17 protein-coding genes are annotated in these 18,724 nt (G+C 48.4%); 5 read left to right on the forward strand and 12 right to left on the reverse strand.

Annotation, left to right across the window (positions count from 1 at the left end; translation table 11 throughout):
* Nucleotides 1–110: 110 nt before the first annotated feature.
* The 5 genes from ACWXW9_RS03025 to ACWXW9_RS03045 all read right to left on the reverse strand — a co-directional run bounded on the left by ACWXW9_RS03025 (nt 111) and on the right by ACWXW9_RS03045 (nt 3,273).
* Nucleotides 111–518 carry a DoxX family protein gene (locus tag ACWXW9_RS03025; RefSeq protein ID WP_494928230.1) on the reverse strand — a complete coding sequence of 136 codons (408 nt, stop codon included), beginning with the start codon at nt 516–518 and terminating at the stop codon, nt 111–113.
* A 121-nt stretch (nt 519–639) separates the two neighbouring features.
* Nucleotides 640–1,500, reverse strand: a complete 861-nt coding sequence (locus ACWXW9_RS03030) for a M56 family metallopeptidase (RefSeq protein ID WP_494928231.1) — start codon at nt 1,498–1,500, stop codon at nt 640–642.
* Between the two features lie 3 nt (nt 1,501–1,503).
* Nucleotides 1,504–1,917: a BlaI/MecI/CopY family transcriptional regulator gene (locus tag ACWXW9_RS03035; protein WP_137060660.1), complete on the reverse strand. Its 414-nt coding sequence runs from the start codon at nt 1,915–1,917 to the stop codon at nt 1,504–1,506.
* Between the two features lie 145 nt (nt 1,918–2,062).
* Nucleotides 2,063–2,902 carry a winged helix-turn-helix domain-containing protein gene (locus ACWXW9_RS03040; RefSeq protein ID WP_494928232.1) on the reverse strand — a complete coding sequence of 280 codons (840 nt, stop codon included), beginning with the start codon at nt 2,900–2,902 and terminating at the stop codon, nt 2,063–2,065.
* Nucleotides 2,878–3,273: a Fur family transcriptional regulator gene (locus ACWXW9_RS03045; RefSeq protein ID WP_044644373.1), complete on the reverse strand. Its 396-nt coding sequence runs from the start codon at nt 3,271–3,273 to the stop codon at nt 2,878–2,880. Before ACWXW9_RS03045 ends, ACWXW9_RS03040 begins: the two co-directional genes overlap by 25 nt.
* Before the next feature lie 191 nt (nt 3,274–3,464).
* On the opposite strand from ACWXW9_RS03045, the gene ACWXW9_RS03050 reads away from it, so the two are divergent.
* The gene (locus ACWXW9_RS03050; RefSeq protein WP_494928508.1) at nt 3,465–3,782 is read left to right on the forward strand and encodes a YczF family membrane protein; all 318 of its coding nucleotides are present in this window, start codon (nt 3,465–3,467) and stop codon (nt 3,780–3,782) included.
* Here ACWXW9_RS03050 and ACWXW9_RS03055 read toward each other — a convergent pair.
* Genes ACWXW9_RS03055 through ACWXW9_RS03070 form a run of 4 tightly spaced genes read right to left on the reverse strand, consistent with a single transcriptional unit; the run spans nt 3,687 to nt 8,817 of the window.
* Nucleotides 3,687–4,817 carry a GerAB/ArcD/ProY family transporter gene (locus ACWXW9_RS03055; RefSeq protein ID WP_494928233.1) on the reverse strand — a complete coding sequence of 377 codons (1,131 nt, stop codon included), beginning with the start codon at nt 4,815–4,817 and terminating at the stop codon, nt 3,687–3,689. The genes ACWXW9_RS03050 and ACWXW9_RS03055 overlap by 96 nt on opposite strands.
* On the reverse strand, nt 4,814–5,923 hold the full coding sequence (locus ACWXW9_RS03060; RefSeq protein WP_494928234.1) for a GerAB/ArcD/ProY family transporter: 1,110 nt from the start codon (nt 5,921–5,923) through the stop codon (nt 4,814–4,816). The genes ACWXW9_RS03055 and ACWXW9_RS03060 overlap by 4 nt, the downstream gene beginning before the upstream one ends.
* Nucleotides 5,924–5,948: 25 nt before the next feature.
* Nucleotides 5,949–7,193 (reverse strand): Ger(x)C family spore germination protein, encoded by a 1,245-nt coding sequence (locus ACWXW9_RS03065; protein WP_494928235.1) that lies wholly within the window; start codon nt 7,191–7,193, stop codon nt 5,949–5,951.
* Complete coding sequence (locus tag ACWXW9_RS03070; protein WP_494928236.1) at nt 7,168–8,817, reverse strand: spore germination protein; 1,650 nt, start codon at nt 8,815–8,817, stop codon at nt 7,168–7,170. Before ACWXW9_RS03070 ends, ACWXW9_RS03065 begins: the two co-directional genes overlap by 26 nt.
* A 226-nt stretch (nt 8,818–9,043) precedes the next feature.
* Between ACWXW9_RS03070 and ACWXW9_RS03075 the strand changes: the two genes are divergently transcribed.
* Nucleotides 9,044–10,135 carry a diguanylate cyclase gene (locus tag ACWXW9_RS03075; protein WP_494928237.1) on the forward strand — a complete coding sequence of 364 codons (1,092 nt, stop codon included), beginning with the start codon at nt 9,044–9,046 and terminating at the stop codon, nt 10,133–10,135.
* Between the two features lie 118 nt (nt 10,136–10,253).
* On the opposite strand, the gene ACWXW9_RS03080 is transcribed toward ACWXW9_RS03075, so the two are convergent.
* The 3 genes from ACWXW9_RS03080 to ACWXW9_RS03090 all read right to left on the reverse strand — a co-directional run bounded on the left by ACWXW9_RS03080 (nt 10,254) and on the right by ACWXW9_RS03090 (nt 14,955).
* Nucleotides 10,254–10,751 carry an Rrf2 family transcriptional regulator gene (locus ACWXW9_RS03080; RefSeq protein WP_494928238.1) on the reverse strand — a complete coding sequence of 166 codons (498 nt, stop codon included), beginning with the start codon at nt 10,749–10,751 and terminating at the stop codon, nt 10,254–10,256.
* Between the two features lie 66 nt (nt 10,752–10,817).
* Nucleotides 10,818–13,799, reverse strand: coding sequence for a glycoside hydrolase family 3 C-terminal domain-containing protein (locus ACWXW9_RS03085; protein ID WP_494928239.1), 2,982 nt, complete (start codon nt 13,797–13,799; stop codon nt 10,818–10,820).
* Between the two features lie 145 nt (nt 13,800–13,944).
* On the reverse strand, nt 13,945–14,955 hold the full coding sequence (locus tag ACWXW9_RS03090) for a LacI family DNA-binding transcriptional regulator (RefSeq protein WP_134912067.1): 1,011 nt from the start codon (nt 14,953–14,955) through the stop codon (nt 13,945–13,947).
* A gap of 287 nt (nt 14,956–15,242) precedes the next feature.
* On the opposite strand from ACWXW9_RS03090, the gene ACWXW9_RS03095 reads away from it, so the two are divergent.
* The 3 genes from ACWXW9_RS03095 (at nt 15,243) to nrdG (ending at nt 18,451) form a co-directional block, all read left to right on the forward strand.
* Nucleotides 15,243–15,713 (forward strand): AbrB/MazE/SpoVT family DNA-binding domain-containing protein, encoded by a 471-nt coding sequence (locus ACWXW9_RS03095; protein WP_494928240.1) that lies wholly within the window; start codon nt 15,243–15,245, stop codon nt 15,711–15,713.
* A gap of 294 nt (nt 15,714–16,007) precedes the next feature.
* Nucleotides 16,008–17,957: an anaerobic ribonucleoside triphosphate reductase gene (locus tag ACWXW9_RS03100; RefSeq protein ID WP_494928241.1), complete on the forward strand. Its 1,950-nt coding sequence runs from the start codon at nt 16,008–16,010 to the stop codon at nt 17,955–17,957.
* Nucleotides 17,954–18,451 (forward strand): anaerobic ribonucleoside-triphosphate reductase activating protein, encoded by a 498-nt coding sequence (gene nrdG / locus ACWXW9_RS03105; RefSeq protein WP_494928242.1) that lies wholly within the window; start codon nt 17,954–17,956, stop codon nt 18,449–18,451. Before ACWXW9_RS03100 ends, nrdG begins: the two co-directional genes overlap by 4 nt.
* Nucleotides 18,452–18,724 lie beyond the last annotated feature (273 nt).

Consider the following 18,724-nt stretch of genomic DNA (forward strand, 5'->3'; position numbering starts at 1 on the left):
CTCATGAAAACTATATCGGTTAGAGGAAGCAAATGATTTACAGAAAATTTTCACAAACAAGCAAAATAAAACCGCACCCCATGCGACTAAGGGTGCGGTTTTATGATCATTTAGACCTGGGCGCTATTACTTTCAGGCTTTTTACGACTAAACAACTGATCTAGCGAAAGAAAACGTGCGCCGACCAACGCTTGCTGAAGACTGGCGAACAGAACCAAAAGATCAAATTCAATAGAACCAAAAGGTTGTCCTTTTTTAGCAGTTAACAGAACACCAATCATGACGATCGTCAATGCTGCTCCGGCGATTCTTGTTCCGATACCCAGAACCAGTGCAATACCTCCAACCAGCTCAACTGTAGCGACCACAGGGGCCAACCAGCCGGGAAGCCCGATACTTTGGAAGAAACCCGAGGTTCCGTCTAACCCCTGAAATTTTTGTGACCCGTGAACAATGAAAATGACCCCTGTAAAAATGCGTACCAGCAACAATCCAATATTCGTAAGTGTTTGATTCATAAACTCATCTCCCTCTAAGATTTGTAGTATGGTTATGTAATAAACTACACTCTGTAGTGTATTACGTATGAAGAATCGGGAGCGCAGAGCGCGCCACCCGTTAGAACATATCTTGCCAGAACTAGACTATAGCCAGTCCAAACATAAGCGTCAGCATCACCAGCACATAACCGGAAAACATAATCGAACGCCAGGGCAGTTGGATTACCGGCTCTTGCTGAGGGTCCAAAATACGTGAGATCCGATAATTAATGGACGTTTCTGCAAAAGAGGAACAAGCGGCGGAATTCACCAGCTGGGCATTGGCGGGCGTCATACTTAGCAGTTTGAGCAATGCACTTCCAATTCCCATCGGTGAACCTGTTCGGTTAATAGCTGCATTGTCAGCCAAAATTTCGCGGGCTGTCTTGTAAAGCTTGGTAATATGACGCAGCACAGGCAAATAAAACAGCAATGTAGCACACATTTGCAGCAGCCAGGTCTTCAACGGATCATAATGCTTCATATGATACGCCTCATGGTATACAACTGCCTCCTCCTCATGCTTGTCCAGTACTGACAGCAATGCGGAGGACAGCACAATACGTGGCTTCCACAATCCCATGGTGAAAGCGGCAGGCTTGGCATAATCAATGACCCAAATCCGGTCGGCTCCCAGTTCACGATATCGTTCACCCAGTGTCTCCGTCAGCGGCAGGTCACGCATCCGGCGCAGTCTGCGGAAAGCCGCCCTTGTGGCCATACACTGCCGTATCGCTTCTACACCAGCAATGCCGAAGGTAAGGAAGACCAATCCACTGAGTGCATCCACCATGTAACCAATCCCGTAGTTTTGCAACAGACTTCTACAAATCTGAAACACGTTAAAATCCAATTTCCAGCCGAAAATATGCTGCCCGGCGTACATACCCATTTGTATAAGGGCGAAACCCGAAATAAAGGCGCCTGCTGTAAACAGTAATTTAGAACGTGTTTTCCACATCGTCTATATATCCTTTTTCCATTGTTTAATTTTTTGTTCCAGACGTTCGATCAGCATAGGATCAGCCACCTCCAGAGCATCAATCATATGATTTACAGCGAGTGGACCGAATTCATCCACCAGTTCGTGGCTTAACTCCTTGGACTGTTCATCCCTGAATTCTTCCCTGCTCAAAACCGGTCGATACAAAGACGTTCTCCCACGTATACTCTTACTCAGTATTCCCTTTTCCACCAGACGATTCATCACGGTCATCACCGTATTGAAATTAAAGTCCCGATCCCCCTCCAACGCGGTCTGCACTTCTTTGATGCTCTGATCCGAAGTGGACCATAAAATATCCATAATTTTGGCTTCCAGAGGTCCGAAAAATCGGTTGAGTCCGGTTTCGCCAGTTTTAAAATTCAGTCGTTTCATAAGAAGCACCTCACACTACCGATTGTAGTGTACACTTCCTGATAAAGTCAACCGTCACACGTTATGTCAGTTTCTTTAAAGGGATTTATCTTCATCCGCCGAATGTCTCCATCCGGCGGCAATTCATGGCCTGATCCGCTTCAGCTCAATCCGCCAATCTGTAGCCTACACCTCTTACCGTTGCAATATATTCAGGCTCCGCAGGCCGGTCGCCCAGCTTCTTGCGCAAGCTTTTGACATGCACATCCACGACATTGCTGCCACCTACAAAATCCGTCTCCCAGATATCATGCATCATCTGCTCACGAGAAATAACTTTGCCTTGAGCATCCAGTAGCTTCAAGAGCAAGTCGTATTCCGTTTTGGTCAGATTCAATTGATTCTCTTCTTTATATACTAACATTTTATCACGGTCAATCCAGATATCCTTGAACACCGTGCGACGGCTGCCTTGCACTGCCTGCCGGGAAGCTGCCGGATGACGTACAATCATCCGTTCAATATCATGAACCATATGATTGGAAGCCAGCGGCCATACCAGAACTTCTTCCGAAGGAAGCAGCTCATGCGCACGTACAGCCATCCGATCCTGAATCACATACATGACGGGTGTGTCTTTCATCTGTTCCGCCTCAAGACGATTACGGATATCCAGTAATTCACTCCGTGTATCCGTAGCGGTCAAATCGTAAATCAACAGATCGCTTCCCAGATGACGTTGTACTTCAGGCTCCCAGCGATGGAAAACCATCACGTCAAAGCACGCGTCTGACAGCGTACGTACCAAACCATGAACGACACCCGGAACCGAACTGATCAGAACGATGCGGCGTGTAGTCGGGCAGTACAACGGCTCATTGGAAGGAACCGTCTGTAACGCAGGGGCGGAGGGAGCGGATAACATCGTTGTCCAGTTACCCTTCACCCGTTTAGGCAGCTCGGCTGCTTTGAAACGATTCGTTATTTGATTCGCTTGCTTTGGCATTCCTTACACACTCCTCCGAATACGACATGGGCATGGGCGATGGTATATCCCGTTTCATGCGCAACCGTCTCGATCCAATCATGTGGAACCTCGCTCATCACTTCATCTACCCGTCCACATACCTGACAAATAATATGCTGATGATCATCCATTCGCCCGTCATAACGACTGGCAGCTTCCCCCAGCTTCAATTCGCGGATTAATTCCTTATCCGTCAAATAACGCAGTGAATTATAGACCGTTCCATAGGCAAGATTGTATCCGCGCTCCATCAACCGGTTCATAACGTCAGCCGCAGTGGGATGATCGTGGGCCTCACGGACCACATCGTACACTGCTTGACGCTGCGAAGTTAAATTCAAAGTTCTCATACCGCATCTCCCTTAACGAACGCAGATTATATTTATTCTCAACTTATAATCACAACAAAAATTAATTTAGAATAAGTATAAATCCTAATTCATTTCAAGTCAATGGGATCGGATAAATTGAGCCAATTTGCATCACAATGTATACGTGGCATACATTCAGCTCATACAGACCGGAGGTATATTTTATGAAAATGCTATGGATATTCACGCTCTTCCTGCTGCTCATGCTCGGAACGAACCTGCTGGTGAACTGGCTATTCGGCAGTCGAACTCCTTGGGAGGCTGCTTTATCAGCTTTTCACACCATGCGGCCTTCCGAATACATTGTCCTGGCAGGCATGCTACTGCTCATTTTCATATCTGTGGGCAAAAAGCAAATCAGACATGTGCTGCACTTCTTTTTCTCACAGTGGTTACGGCTTCTGAGAGTCCCCGCTCCCTCCCCTAGCTCTGCTTCGTCGGAAAAGAGCAGCCAACAGGAGCAGCAAGGGAAAGAAGTAAACAAATAACGGGTGAATATAAATAAAGGTCAGCCGCCCAAAGGCAAGATGCTCGCTCAAGCTGGGCGTTTCTATCTGAGACCACAGCAAAACAATGAACCCGGCGAAAAGCAATGTTTTACGGTAAGCCAGTCCAAAAATATCGGAGATCCCTATCACAACGGCGTAGAAGAACAAGGCGATTTTGAAAAAATCACCAATGATCATAGACATCAGGATAATCACATCCGAACGTTGCAAATACTCTGAAAGCTGTACATTCGCAAACGTGCTCAGCAAGGGAAAGATGGAGCGCTCTGTAACGTTCGTCCCCATAACCGTTACATTCAGTATCGCAGCTTCAGCCAAAACGAGGCCACCTGCAATAATCCCCACATAGCCTGCCCCGGTCATCTGCGACGGCTTCTTCACACAGGGGATAAACATCATGAAGCAAATCAGCTCCCCGAACGGAAACGCCAAATGTTCCCGAACGACTGAACTAATCACAGGCTTAACACCATCGATCATCACGGGCATCAGCTCATCCAGGTGGATGCTCCCCGATATGATGAGTAACGTATTGCCTAAAAAAATGACCAGCATCACTACAACAAGCAACACTTGACCTGTACGTGCCAACACTTCGAAACCAAGCCAGAGGACATAGATCACACACAAAATCATCAGAAAAGCCACGATCAGGCTCGGCGTCTTTTCCAGCACAGAAATACGAATCAGTTCTGTCTCATCGCGCAGGCTTCGGCTGGTCAAAAACATAAAAAACAAAATGTATGAAAGCCCCATCGCTGTGCCTCCCGTACGTCCGATCAATTCACAAGCATAGGTTGTCAGAGGCTTCCCGGGAAACATTTCAGCCGTATAGCTGTACATTCGGAACAATATCATCCCGGCGATTATCGCGACGAGCTGAACAATCCATATATCCCGTTCAATTTCACTATCCATGTTAATGATGACCGCGTTACCCAGGAGAAAGTGAAACATAAGAATAATCATTTGCCCTGTGCTGACGTGCCTTTCCTGTTCACGACGATGACTCATGATGCATTCTCCTTCCCTTTTTTGCTTCCTGTCTTTTTGAATCCTGACACGACAAGTAGCAAGAGAGGAAACAGCACTGAAAATGCAGGAAACATCCACTTCAGCACAAACTCGCCTGTTGTAATATGTTCTTGATAGCTTTGGGCCATCAGTACCGAAGATATGAGCATAATAAGCCCGAATGGAAGCAGCAATTTACGGTAAGGGATATGCAGTACATCCTCCGCTGCCCTGACCGCCGCATAATAGAAGATAAAGATTTTGAAAAAATCAAAAATAATTACAGTCATGACCCCGATGACATCCACCCTGTCGATAAAGTCCGATATTTCCACCTTACTGATCATCGAAAGTATCGGGTACACTGCTCGTTGGAACACATCCTCTCCCAGAACCAGCACATTTACCAGCGCAATCATGGACAGGATCGTCCCCCCCAGCAACACAGCGGAAATACCGACACCATTGGCACGAAAGTCCTTCTTTAATGAAGGAAGAATCATCGTAAACGTAACCATCTCGCCGAACGGCAGCATGATGGCTTGGGAATAGATTTCTTTCCATATCGGCTGCCAGCCGTGCTGGGCTATGGGAAGCAAATTCCTCCAGTCTACAATGCCGGATAACAGAAGCATGATGTTCGTAATGAAACCCAGCAGCAGCATAAGAGCCAGCAGCCAAATCGCCGTCCGGCCCGCGACCTCGATCCCCAAGTACATCACATACATCACCAGACCGATCATCAAGACGCTAATGACAGTTAATGGTGTATGCTGGAGAGTCCGGTCGGCAATCAGAACTGCGCTATCTCTTAGATCACGCGACCCTCCGTACAGAAAAAACAAAATATACAGAAAAGCAAGCACACTTCCTGCTTTTCTGCCTATGATCTTTTGGCTGTACTGTGTCAACGCAAGTTCGGGGAAGCGCCGATGAAGGGTACCGTAGCATAAGAAAAGAAGGGCGCCAAAACCCATAGCTATGAGAATCACCAGCCATGCATCCTTGCCAGCATCTCTGCCGGGAATAGACATCACAGTCGTCCCCAATTCAAATAGCACCATTAAGGCGATCATCTCTATTGCGTCCACTTGCACTTTTTTCATCGGCGTTCCCTCCTTCCCCTAATCATTAATCTGATTCTCCCCTTGAGTAGGGATTCGTCCGTGCCTGAGAATGCTTGAGTACCGAGGTAACATGAACCCGAACAGTACTCTCTGCAAAATGTCGACTCCACTGGGTAGAGAGCTTCTTCCATTGTTCAGGGTGGCTTTTCTCCAGCTCATTGCCAAAACCGAGGACATCGCTACGAGTGCGCTGAATTTCCCTGATAGCCGAATACACAATTTTTTCGGTTTCCTTCCTCCATTGCTCCTGTAAGCTTTTCATCACTTGCGGACTTTTCAGGTCAATCGGACATTCGGCTTCCTCTACCGCTCCGGTTTGTTTAATGTCAATTAAAAACACAGGCTCTCCCTGTTCCATCAAACTGTGTATATGTGTTTTGGAAAACAAGGTGTTGATCCCGATGACTTCATTCTTCTTACCGCAACGGAGCGTCGTTTCACCGCTTTTCACCTTGTTGTTCACCAGGGACATCCCAATGGCATTATCATTGTCCACCCATTGGATGAGGCGACCCTTCTGGAACACCCCCATACCTTTAATGCCCACAATAGCCTCCGGTACAATGCTGTCCACATTGGATTTTTGAGGTGCCTTTTCCAAATCTCCTTCCACTTCTACACCCGTAAGGACAGGCCCACCGCCCTTAATCTCCATACTGCGAATGACATCGTCCAAACTCACTGCGTAATTCCCGGCGTACAGACGCTGAGAGGTTTCCAGCTTCCCCGAGATATCATTAGCCGGAATACGGCCGATGGCGGTCATCATTGCCAGTACATCCTTTGCCGTTTCACCGCGCGCTACCAGCATTTTCATGGTCAACCGTGTCTCCGTGTACCGTTCCAAAAAATCCAGCGTATCGCCGATTCCACGGCGGGCCAGCTTTTCTCCAATAACCACCAGCCTCGCATGGGCCAGAGAAATTTCCCGTGGAACCTTCTGCGAAGCTTTGCGAATGGCCTGAAAAAGACTGTTCCCCTTCTGCCGAAACAGAACGACAGGAGTGTCACCTCTGGCTTTGGCCCCGGCAATTTCATCTGCTACGATGACCTGTAGAGAAACCTCATAATCCGATTCCCCATCCATGTCAATGCCTATAGCCGCTACTACCGCTCTCTGGTTCAGCTCTACTGAATCCCAGCAACCGGATAGAAGAGGAATCAGTATTAGCCCCACCAAACCCAGTACCCACATTCTCCATTTGACGGTTACTGCATTTCGTTCATTCCTCTTCGCCTGATGCGCCATGGGCTCCCCCCTCCTGCATCGGTGTGCTTTTGTTGGCAGCGGGGGTCTCCTCTTGCCCCTTCATACGGTTTGGATTCGCTGATGTAATATTTTCAGGCCGTTTCCGCATCATCCAGGATGGAAGCCGCAATACGGCATCCTTTTGACTCTCCAGCACGAAGGGACTAAAGGGAGACATATAGGGCACGCCGAAGGAGCGCAGACTATTCATGTGAGCGATTAGTGCAATCAACCCTAATGTAATGCCATACAGACCCATAACCGCAGCCAGCACCATAAAAGCAAAACGAAACAGTCTTCCGGCCACCGCCATGTTATAGGCTGGAATGGCAAAGCTGGCAATCCCGGTCAGCGCGACCACAATCGTAAGCAACGGAGTCACAATCCCCGCCTCCACGGCCGCTTGTCCCAATACAAGCGCACCGATTACGGATACCGTCTGCCCGCCCACACGCGGCATTCGAATACCGGCTTCACGCAATATTTCAAAGGTGATTTCCAAAACAAACGCCTCCAGAAACGCCGGAAAAGGAACCGACTCCCGCTGAGCCAGCAAGCTGATGAGCAACGGAGTGGGTATCATTTCATAATGGTAGGTGGTTAAGGCAATGTAGAGAGAAGGCCCCAAGATCAGAATGATAAAGCTGATATATCGGATAAGCCGGACGACGGTCGCCATATCGTAGCGTTCCGCATAATCCGAAGAACTCTGAAAAAATTGGGCAAATACCGTAGGCATCACCAGCACAAACGGGGTGCCATCCACGATCAATGCCACCCGGCCCTCCATAATGTTGCTGCTGACCGTATCCGGTCTTTCCGAGTTATAGATGGTTGGAAAAGGGGTCAGATTATGGTCCTGTATTATCTCTTCCACCATGCCCGATTCGAATATCGCGTCAATATTGATGGATTCCACCCGTCTGCGAACCTCTTTCACAACGCTTTGATCCGCAATATCCTTCATATACAGCATGGCGACGTTTGTTAAGGAGGTGCTTCCTACCTTGAATATCTCCAGTGTAAGATCCGAGCTTTTAATCCTCCTGCGGACCAACGATACATTGGTGAACAGGGATTCCACAAACCCATCCTTCGATCCCCTGACGACAGACTGTGTGGTTGGCTCGTTGACCGCCCGCATCTCTCCTCCGTGTGTACCGCACGAGATGGCTTTTTCACAACCTTCCAGTAAAATGATCGTGTCTCCCATAAGGAGATGCTCCATCATGGTATTCCAATCATCGCAGTCCTTCACCTCACCCAGCGAAAGCGCATGTCCCTGTAGCCGTTTGTACAGCCCGTCTGCGCTTTCTTCCTCCGCAGCCACCTCGGCGGAAGGGCGGCTAAGCAACGACTTCATGACGAGTTCATTCACTGTATCCGTTTTGACCATACTATCCAGAAAGACAACCGCGGCAGGCACGTTCGCCTTTAGACCCAAAGCAAAGCGGCGGACCATAAAATCAGGACTGTCTGAGGTCAATTCCTTAATCTGCTGTAAGTTGGTTTCCACATTAGCTTCAATCTTTAAAGAACGCGAAGAACTTCCACTATTCGAGTTTCCAATTTTCTTGTCCGCACCCGACTTTTTGCTATGTTTGCGATAGGGATAGCGAATCATGAGCAAACCTCATCTCCAGAAAGGCAGCGATAGAGACTACCTATTTTTCCTTATTCTTGTATGTTTGGAGTATGCTCAATCTATTCCCAGTTATGCACTGGCCCTATGCCTGAAACGCTATAATCCACGCCAACGTATTAAATTTCAATAAAGTTCTTCATTTTCAAGCTTAATGACATTTTTTTTGATAAAATGAAGTAATATGCCTCTCGGGAGGGTTAGCATCTTGTTTAGTACGTTTTTTGTAAATACCTGTATTCTTGTCACCTTTCTGTACATAACCGGTCTCATATCGCAAAGATATAAAATACGTCTCCAAAATTTAAAATGCAAGGCTCATTGGATCGGTGGCGCTCTATTTGGTGGCTACGGCATTGTGATTATGTACTACTCGATTCCAGTCGGATTTAATACCATTGCCGATCTTCGCCATCTGGCCGTTGTAGCTACCGCAACATACATTGGCGGTCCGGCAGCGCTCATAGCTACCCTTTGTTTGTGTGTGGGCAGATTATTGCTGTTTGGTGTAACCAAGCAAGCCATCGTCAGCGCGATTTTCATGATACTTATCGGTCTGGGATGCGCTCTGTTGTCACGTCTGTCCTGGTCACGTTTACCGAAGCTTATGACCATGAATGTTTTCGCCCTGGGGATAACCTTCTGTTCCCTTCTGATTAATCTGCAAGATATCTATAATGTTCTGCGCGTTTACCCGCTACAGTTCTTCATTTCCATGGTCGGCGGATGTCTCCTGTATCTCATTGCCGAGTCCATCAACACGTCCAATGAGCTGTTACTTCGTCTGGAGCATACCTCCTTTACAGACCATCTCACGAATCTGAGCAACAGGAGACAGCTTGAATTGTCGTTGGAAGAGAAGCTTCCCCAAGCTCATCAGCGTCATGAGCATCTATCTGTACTTGTATTGGATATTGATCATTTTAAGGAAGTGAACGATACCTATGGTCATGCGGCCGGGGATGCGGTGCTGCGTCAGCTTGGTCAGATTTTGATGGACAAATGTCGCTCCTCTGATGTGGTAACCCGTAGCGGCGGAGAGGAATTCACCGTACTTCTGCCGAATTGTGCTTTCCGGCAAGCGTTACGCATAGCGAGTCAGATCCTTGGCGGGGTAGATCAGTACGAGTTCGTTTTATCGGACGGGCTTGTTCTTAAAGTCACAGTGTCTATCGGTGTAACGACCTTTCCCGATACCGGGGAGGATATGTCCGGGGCAGCTCTGCTGGAACAGGCGGATAAAGCACTATACGAAGCTAAAAATGCAGGACGTAATCGGGTCTGCTCCTATCAGGTATAAAGCTGGGGCGTTCTTTTCCTTTACGATTGCGCACAATATGAGCACCCTACAGAAATAGCCGATACAACCCTCTCTCGGAAGAGTCGTATCGGCTATTATCTATTTTGAAAAAAATGTGTTAATCCCCTTTGGAAGAAGCCTTGGCATCCTTGCCTTCACGATGGCAGCCGCCGCCCACCTCCAGCGTGGTACGCTTGGCAAGCGAAGCCAAGGTATGGGATTCCCATACTTCCAGCATCCGGCGTTCGCTCTCGGCTACAATTTCCGATACGGCTGTCGCCAAATCCTCGCAAAAAGGGCTGCTTTGCGGCTCATGCATCATGCCGGGAAAAATCGGATCGCATATTTCAATGGCGTGGTATATATCGGCGAGTGTAATATGATCTGCCGAGCGGGTAAGCACATAGCCCCCCTCACGGCCTTCGCGTGCCGAAATTAAATCTGCCTGTACAAGTCGCGTCAGCACCCTGCGCACCAAGGTTACTTCGCAGTCAATGGAGCGGGCAATGGAACCGCTGGCACACAGTTCTCCATTCTTTTCCAAATAGACAAGCGCCTTGACCGCGATTCCAAGCCATTTGGGCGTTGCGGTGCGTAGTCTTTTCTCACTATTCAAATGAAATGACACCCCTAAGCTGTAGAAACTTCGTTGAATGCATTGTACGTGAAGTAGAAAGCAAGTTCAAGCCTGAAGACCAGAATCTGCTGTAATCGAAGCGCGTAAAGTAAAGTGACTCAGTCGCACTTCACCACTCAACCACAAGTACACATCACGTGTACCGGAGACTGTATCCAGTACTTCGGAAAGGGTAACCCATGCTTGTGCCCCTCCCGTATCACCGACGTTCATACGTGCTACAGCTTCGCCATCCGGTGTATCCAAGCGCAGCTCGAGCACCGCACCACTGCTATTGCCTGAAACGCGGCACTGAAGTTGGGTCACACCCGCCGTTCCCAACTCGACGCCATGATAGGCAATCCAGCCGGGACGCTGAGGTGAGCGCGGACGAACACAGGCCTCCTTTTGCTCCTTGCTTTCATCCAGCAGAATACCGGAGCAATCATCAAAGTTTTCAGCGCGGATGCTTTGTCCGATTTGGCGAGGTGGAATAGCTTCGCCTTGAACGTGAACCCGGTGCTCCAGCCGGATATCCGCTGAAGAAGCGCCTGCCAGCAATATATATTCGCCTGATTCAACACAATAGCGATCCCGTGTGACATCCCAAATTGCCCAGTCCTTTACCCGCACCGTAAATGTAATCGTTCGCGTCTCGCCCGGCTCCAGACGAATACGCTGGAATCCACAAAGCGTCTTCAACGGTCGCTTGACCCGCGAGGCCCCGGACCGCACATATAATTGTACAACCTCTTCCCCGGCGGTTATGCCCTGATTGGTCACATCCACCCACACTTTCAGAGTATCCGAGGCATCAAATGTAGCAAGAGAGTTGACGCTACCTTCAGTAACAGAGCTATCGTTCGTATCGGGCGCTTGGGCATCTGTACGCACATGGCTGTACTCAAATGGAGAATACGTCAAACCGTGGCCGAATGCGTACAAGGGTTCACCTTCAAAATATTGGTAGGTACGTCCGCCGCGAATAATATCATAATCCTTGATATCACCCAATTTATCCTCCGCTTGATACCATGTCATATTCAAACGGCCCGCTGGCGCATAATCCCCAAACAACACATCTGCAATTGCTGTGCCATGCTCCTGCCCGGCATGAGACGTGTATACGATAGCAGGAATATGCTCCTGCACCCAAGGGATGGCAAACGGATAGCTGCCCGTCAGAACCACAATGGTATTCGGGTTTACCCGATACACTTCCTCAATGAGCCGCTGTTGGGATGCTGCCAGTTCAAGACCCGGACGGTCATTCTCTTCCTTGCCGTTAATCAGCGGGTGATTGCCGACGAATACGATTGCCGTATCTGCCGCTTGGGCGGCGGCTATCGCTTCCGCTACACCATCTGACACTGTATCTACCCGGAAAGCTGTATCTACTTCCGGGGCTATCGAAGCCATCGTCCCGTTGCCCGTTACTGCGTTAGGCACGGAACTCGCAGCTTCGGCTACCTTCAATGAGCCCTCTGGCCCTGTGATCACAGGCTTGCCGTTCCAGGTCGTCCACAGACTACCTCCGTTTTCAACAGGAGTCACCCCGAAGACTTCTTTGACATACCAGCCATACGCTTCCTTAGCCGTCACGCGAAGCGTTTCCTCATCGCTCGTCACATAGGTGCCCAAACGCTCGTCGGTCAACGTGACGCTGCCGTAGCCCCAATCGCTCACGGTCAAAATCGTCGGCTCGGCATCATGGGACAGAAGCATGTCACCGGAAGAATCGACCGTAAGCTTCGCTCCGTCAGTCACCGCCGCGAAGGTCACACGATTCTTGGCATCGCGGTATACGACGCGCTCCTGCCCGCCTTCGCTTTCCAGCTTGGCGCGAATCGCTTCCAACGGTGTCACCCGATATGGAAGAGTACCGGAATACCAGTCGCGGTATACCTCATTGCCGAGTGCCCCGATCACCGCCACCTTGCCGCACCCCATAGGGTCCAGCGGCAGGAGCTTGTGCTCATTTTTCAGTAATACAATCTGCTCCCTCGCTGCACGCAAGGACAGTTCACGGGCTTGCTCTGTCATCAGGGCCTCTTCCCCGATCAAGGCATAGGGATTGTCTGTCGCCGGATCAAATTCCCCCAGACGAAAGCGAACACGAAATGTATGGAACAACGCCTGATCCAGATCCGTTTCTTGCAGCGTTCCTTGCGCCAAAGCATCACGAATGGCCTGCTTGGACAAATCCGCATCATCCGTAATGCTGTCGATCCCCGCGCGAATAGATTCAGCCACACCCGGCGTGTGGGAGTCATAATACTGATGATCCTTTACGATTCCCATCACATCACCGGCATCACTGACCACAAAGCCGTCCATTCCCCATTCGTCCCTGACAATATCGTTAACACCGTGATACAACGTAGCGGGCGTTCCATTAATCAGGTTATAAGAGGTCATCATGGATTGGGCTTTGCCTTCCGTAAAAGGCTTTTCGAAGGCTTTCAGATAGTATTCACGCAGGTTTCGCGGGTCTATGCTGGAGGAATCACTTCCCCGGTCCACCTCGTTATTGTTACCGAGGAAATGCTTTAATGTCGCAACCGCTTTCAAATATACCGGATGATCGCCCTGTATCCCTTTGACCAATTCCTTTGCCAGCTCTCCCGTCAAATACGGGTCTTCTCCATACGCTTCCTCATTACGCCCCCAGCGCGGATCACGCTCCATATCTACGGTTGGTGCCCACAACGTCAGTCCGTTTAGCGCCGGGTCACGGCGGTAGTAGACACGCGCTTCATCCGAAATGACCGAGCCGACTTGTCGCATCAGCTCCGTATCCCACGTACAAGCCAACCCCACAGGCTGTGGAAATGAAGTCGCCTCTCCCAACCAGGCTATACCATGTGCTGCTTCCGTACCATGCTTGTAGGCGGCGACCCCCAATCGTTCAATGGCAGGCTGATATTGCAGCATGGATTCAATCTTTTCCTCCAAGGTTAGCCGGGATACCAAATCCCGTACACGTTCGTCCAGATGAATCTTCGGATTTTGAAAAAGATATTCTAAATCCGTTGTTTCATGACTCATATCCGTCATCTCCTTATCCCATTCAAAATATGATGAAAAGGTGTATGAAAGCGTTTTAATATATCATAACGAAAAAGGAGTACCCCGGCAACAACGTCGAAGCACTCCTTCTGTCACTCATATCATTACTTGATCTTGATCTCCATTAAGTTGTCTGTCTTTCCACCAAACTAACCGGCAACAATTGCTGCTGCTCACCACTTGGCGTCTTCCCTTCAATCATCTCCAGCAAAATGCCGCAGGCCTTATCTGCCAAAGCAGCCTTATCCTGATTGATGGTCGTCAAAGGAGGATTGCAGTACTTGGAAATCGTGTCATTGTCAAAGCCCACAATTTTAACCTCGTCGGGAACTTGTATCCCGTTTTCCTGCAAAGCAAGCAAGGCACCCAGTCCCAGCCAGTCATTGGTAGCAAAAATACCGTCAAACTTCATCTTGTTTTCAATCAACTGCTGCACCTTTTGTTTAGCTGCATCCAGGTTGTTATGATCGCTATGAATAGCAACATATTGCTCTTTACCTAGCATGAGATTGTGCTTTAACATCGCATCACTAAACCCGTTCAAACGTTCATTCACGGATGAAAGGTTTTGTTGTTTAGTGAGCACCAAAATGCGACGACACCCTTTTTGAATGAGCTCTTCGGTTGCCATAAACCCGCCAGCATAATGATCAGATGCTATAAAAGCAACATTAGAGTCAATCTTTGGACGGCGGTCAATACATACAATAGGTATCTTCCGTTTTAATACATCTGTCAGCACTTCCTCCTGACCAGATATACAAACCAGACCATCGACCATTTTACTGTCTAATATTTTCAAATATTCTTTTTCTTTTTCGGCGCTCTTGGCTGTGTTGCAAATAATCGTCGAATAGCCCAGATCGAAAAAAAATCTTTCAATTTCCTGTACGATCACCGAAAAGAATTCGTTGTTAATGTCGGGCACCAGCACACCGATTGTCTGTGATTTGTTCATACGCAAGCTTTTCGCAATACTGTTTGTCTCGTATTGATACTTACTTATAATGTCCATCACTCTTTGACGGGTTTCATCCGAATAACGCCCGTTCTCATTGATGACCCTGGAAACGGTTGCTACAGAAACTCCACTTAATTGTGCAATTTCCTTCATTGAGATTTTGTTGCTTTTCATAGTCATCTTCCTTACAAGTTGAGATCATTTCAAAGAATTCTAAAACCCTGAAAAATGTTCAACTGTAGGCGGTAAAGCACTTACCGGATTAGGGAGAGGCCACGATACTTCGCAGCCTCTTACTCCAACAGTCGATACATATATTATAAACCATCTTCTGCCCCCGGCAATACGTGTGAAGGTATATGATAAATGCATAAAAAAATTGTATATTTTCTTCAATAAACAAAGCAAAAAATAATATTTTTTGGTATAATCAGGATATATAATTGAAGGAGGATGGGATTATGAAAAATACCGGAATGACACGGCCTCTGGATCAATTGGGGCGAATCGTGCTTCCCAAGGAAATGCGCACCACGATGGATATCAATATTGGTGATTCGCTCGAATTTTTCGTGAATGAAGAAGGATTTGTATTAAGGAAATATACAGGTGTATCCTGCAAATTTTGCGGCGCAGTTGATCATTTGACTTATTTTCGTGATAGCTTTATTTGCGCCGACTGCATTCAGGTATTAAAGACAGAGGAACATGTACATCCCACCAGCACCGAAGCCATCCAGGCTCAAGAACATACCAAGCCGATTCGTAACCATACAACCTGGCAGCCCAAGCAATCCAGAGTGCAGCAAGGAGAAATGGTAAAAAAGCTCCGTAAGCTGATTCAGGAACATCCCAACCTGCCACAAAAGGTATATGCCGAAATGCTCGATATCTCACAAGGCCGGGTGTCCCAATTAAAAAAACTGCTTTAAATTATCCATCAATTTATTATCAATATATCCAGATCCAATGGACCTGCCATCATATCGTTTCGTCAAATATTCGATCGCCAGGTGTAGAGTAAGGAGCGTATTCGCAGATGTGTTCCTGACTTTTCACCTGGCCTCTTTGTGCTTTCTCTCCACTTTTGATGTGACAATAATCACATACTCTCTCTTCATCCATATATACAATATATAGACTGAAACAATTGGTTAGTACACGATATCGTCAATATATTGTTTTTGGGAGAATAATATATATTTTACTATATGGAGGGTTTTGCGATGAAGGTGTTGGAGGAACATCAATTATACGACATCGGCGAACGGGTCATTGGGGCACAGGATTTGGACATGCTACGGGAGAATGCAAATTTGAATGGAGAATCGTTCAGCGGCAAAATGAGCAAGCTCGGTTCCGAGTACGCCAAGTGGTATGCACGCCTGCGTGTGCTTCCGTCTGAACTGACGGATGCGGTTGACCGTGGATATGTATATGTTCACGATTTGGACCAATATGCGCTCGGGACTACGAACTGTATCTTTATTCCTTTTGGTCGCTTGTTGCAAGACGGTTTTAATACAGGCAACGGCTCTGTGCGCACACCGCAAACCATTATGTCTGCTATGGCACTGGTGGCCATCATATTCCAGTCTCAGCAAAACAGCCAATTTGGAGGCGTTTCTGCTAATAAAATAGATTGGGATCTCGCTCCATTCGTGGCCCGGTCTTTCCGCAAGCATCTGCGTAAGGGACTCCGCCTGTTCGGAGAAGAAATAGAGCCCGCTCTGCCTGATGACGAATTACATATAGCCAACAGCCTATTACATGAGGTCTGCCCTCGTTCATACGCATTCGCACGTGAAGAAACGGAGACGGAGACCCGCCAGGCCGCTGAATCCCTTATTCATAACCTGAATACCATGAGCAGTCGGGCAGGTGGACAAATCCCGTTCACCTCACTGAATTACGGGATGTGTACTTCTGCTGAGGGGCGGCTTGTTACACAATCATTGCTGGAGGCCACTATCCGTGGCTTGGGCAGTGGAGAAACCCCTATTTTTCCACAGCATATTTTCCAATGCAAAAAAGGAATCAATCAGGCCGAAGGGGATATCAACTATGACTTGTTCCTGCGGGCAGTAGAATGCTCCAGCAAACGTATGTATCCCAATTTTGTCAATGTGGATGCTACCTTCAACCTGCCCTATTACCGTGCAGATGATCCGGATACCATTATTGCAACAATGGGCTGCCGTACCCGCACCATTGCTGACCGTTTCGGCAGAAACCGTCAGAGCGGCAAGGGTAATCTCTCATTCAATACGATTAATCTGGTGCGTCTTGGCATTGAATACGGCATTTGCACAGGCAAGCGCAAGGCACCTGACCGGGATGACTTTGATATCAGACTGGAAGAGGTTATGCGTATTGCCGTGGACGGACTGATCCATCGCTATCATATACAGACCAGCCAGCCGGCCAAGGCCTCAGACTTTATGATGCGCGAAGGGGTATGGGAAGGCGGAGAAAAGCTGGAGCCGGATGAACAGGTAGGTAGCGTACTCAAGCACGGTACGCTTTCCATCGGATTTATCGGATTAGCTGAGTGTATGAAGGCACTGTACGGCAAACACCACGGGGAGGATGACGCTGTATACCGCGAGGCGCAGCGAATCATCGCTTCCATGCGTGTCTACTGCGATCGGATGAGTGAATTGCATAACCTGAACATTACGCTGTTCGCTACGCCTGCCGAGGGTCTATCCGGTAAATTCACGTTGCTGGATCAGCGGGATTTCGGTGTCATTCCCGGTGTGAATGATCGTGAATATTACACGAATTCTTTTCACATTCCTGTGTATTACACGCTTCCGGCTGCCCGTAAAATCAGCCTCGAAGCCCCATTTCATAACCTGTGCAACGCTGGCGCGATTTCGTACATTGAGCTGGATGGCAATGCGCGGAATAACCCGGAGGCGTTTCTTAAAATTGTACAATATGCGCTTCATCAAAACATTGGGTACTTCTCCATTAATCATCCCGTAGATCGCTGCCCGGAATGCGGCTACGAGGGCATTATCGGGACAAGCTGTCCCCATTGCGGTGCTGATGAGGAACATACGCATTTTCAGCGCTTGCGCCGGGTAACCGGATATCTGACAGGTGATTATACCGTCCGGTTCAACGCCGCAAAACAAGCCGAGGTACGTGACCGGGTGAAGCATCGGTGAATTTATGCGGCTACATTCCGGAATCTCTGAACGAAGGACACGGCCTGCGCACCGTTGTGTTCATTAGCGGTTGCCGCCATGCCTGCCCCGGCTGCTTCAATCCGGCATCTTGGAGCTTCCGTTCAGGCGAACCGTTCACACCGGAACGGCAGCAGGAGGTTATCCGTGACATCGCCGATAATCCATTGCTGGACGGGTTAACCCTTTGCGGCGGAGACCCCTTTTTCTCAGCAGCGGAATGCTCGCAGTTTGTGCGCGACTTTCGCGCAGCCTGCCCTGACCGAACCGTGTGGGCCTATACGGGCTTCGTCTACGAAGAACTGCTTACGGATCAGGCCCGGCGGGAATTGGCACTGCTGTGCGATGTGATTGTGGACGGTCCCTTTGTAGAACAGCAAAAGGATCTGACCCTTCCCTTCCGAGGCAGCCGCAATCAGCGACTGGTTGATGTTAAGGCCAGCATTCTGGCAGGATCTATCGTTACATTAGCCTGAGGCGATGTTATACTCGCATGAGTTGTTATGCCTTAAGACGAGTCCTTTCCCTATGGGAGGACTTGTCTTTTTTTTGCGTGTAATTGACAAGGGCGGTGCTTCAAGGTGCTTCAGATCGGGAACACGGGATAACGTACTGATGAGCAGAACGCTTTTAATAAACCTAAATGTGCTTCCATGAACTTAATCGTTTCATTGCAGGTTCAAACGGAGTTTCTATTGCGCATCCTGCAAGTTTCACTTATGATGGTGAACAAGTATACGAGTGCATAA

Source organism: Paenibacillus sp. LT-B23 (genome assembly GCF_059417685.1).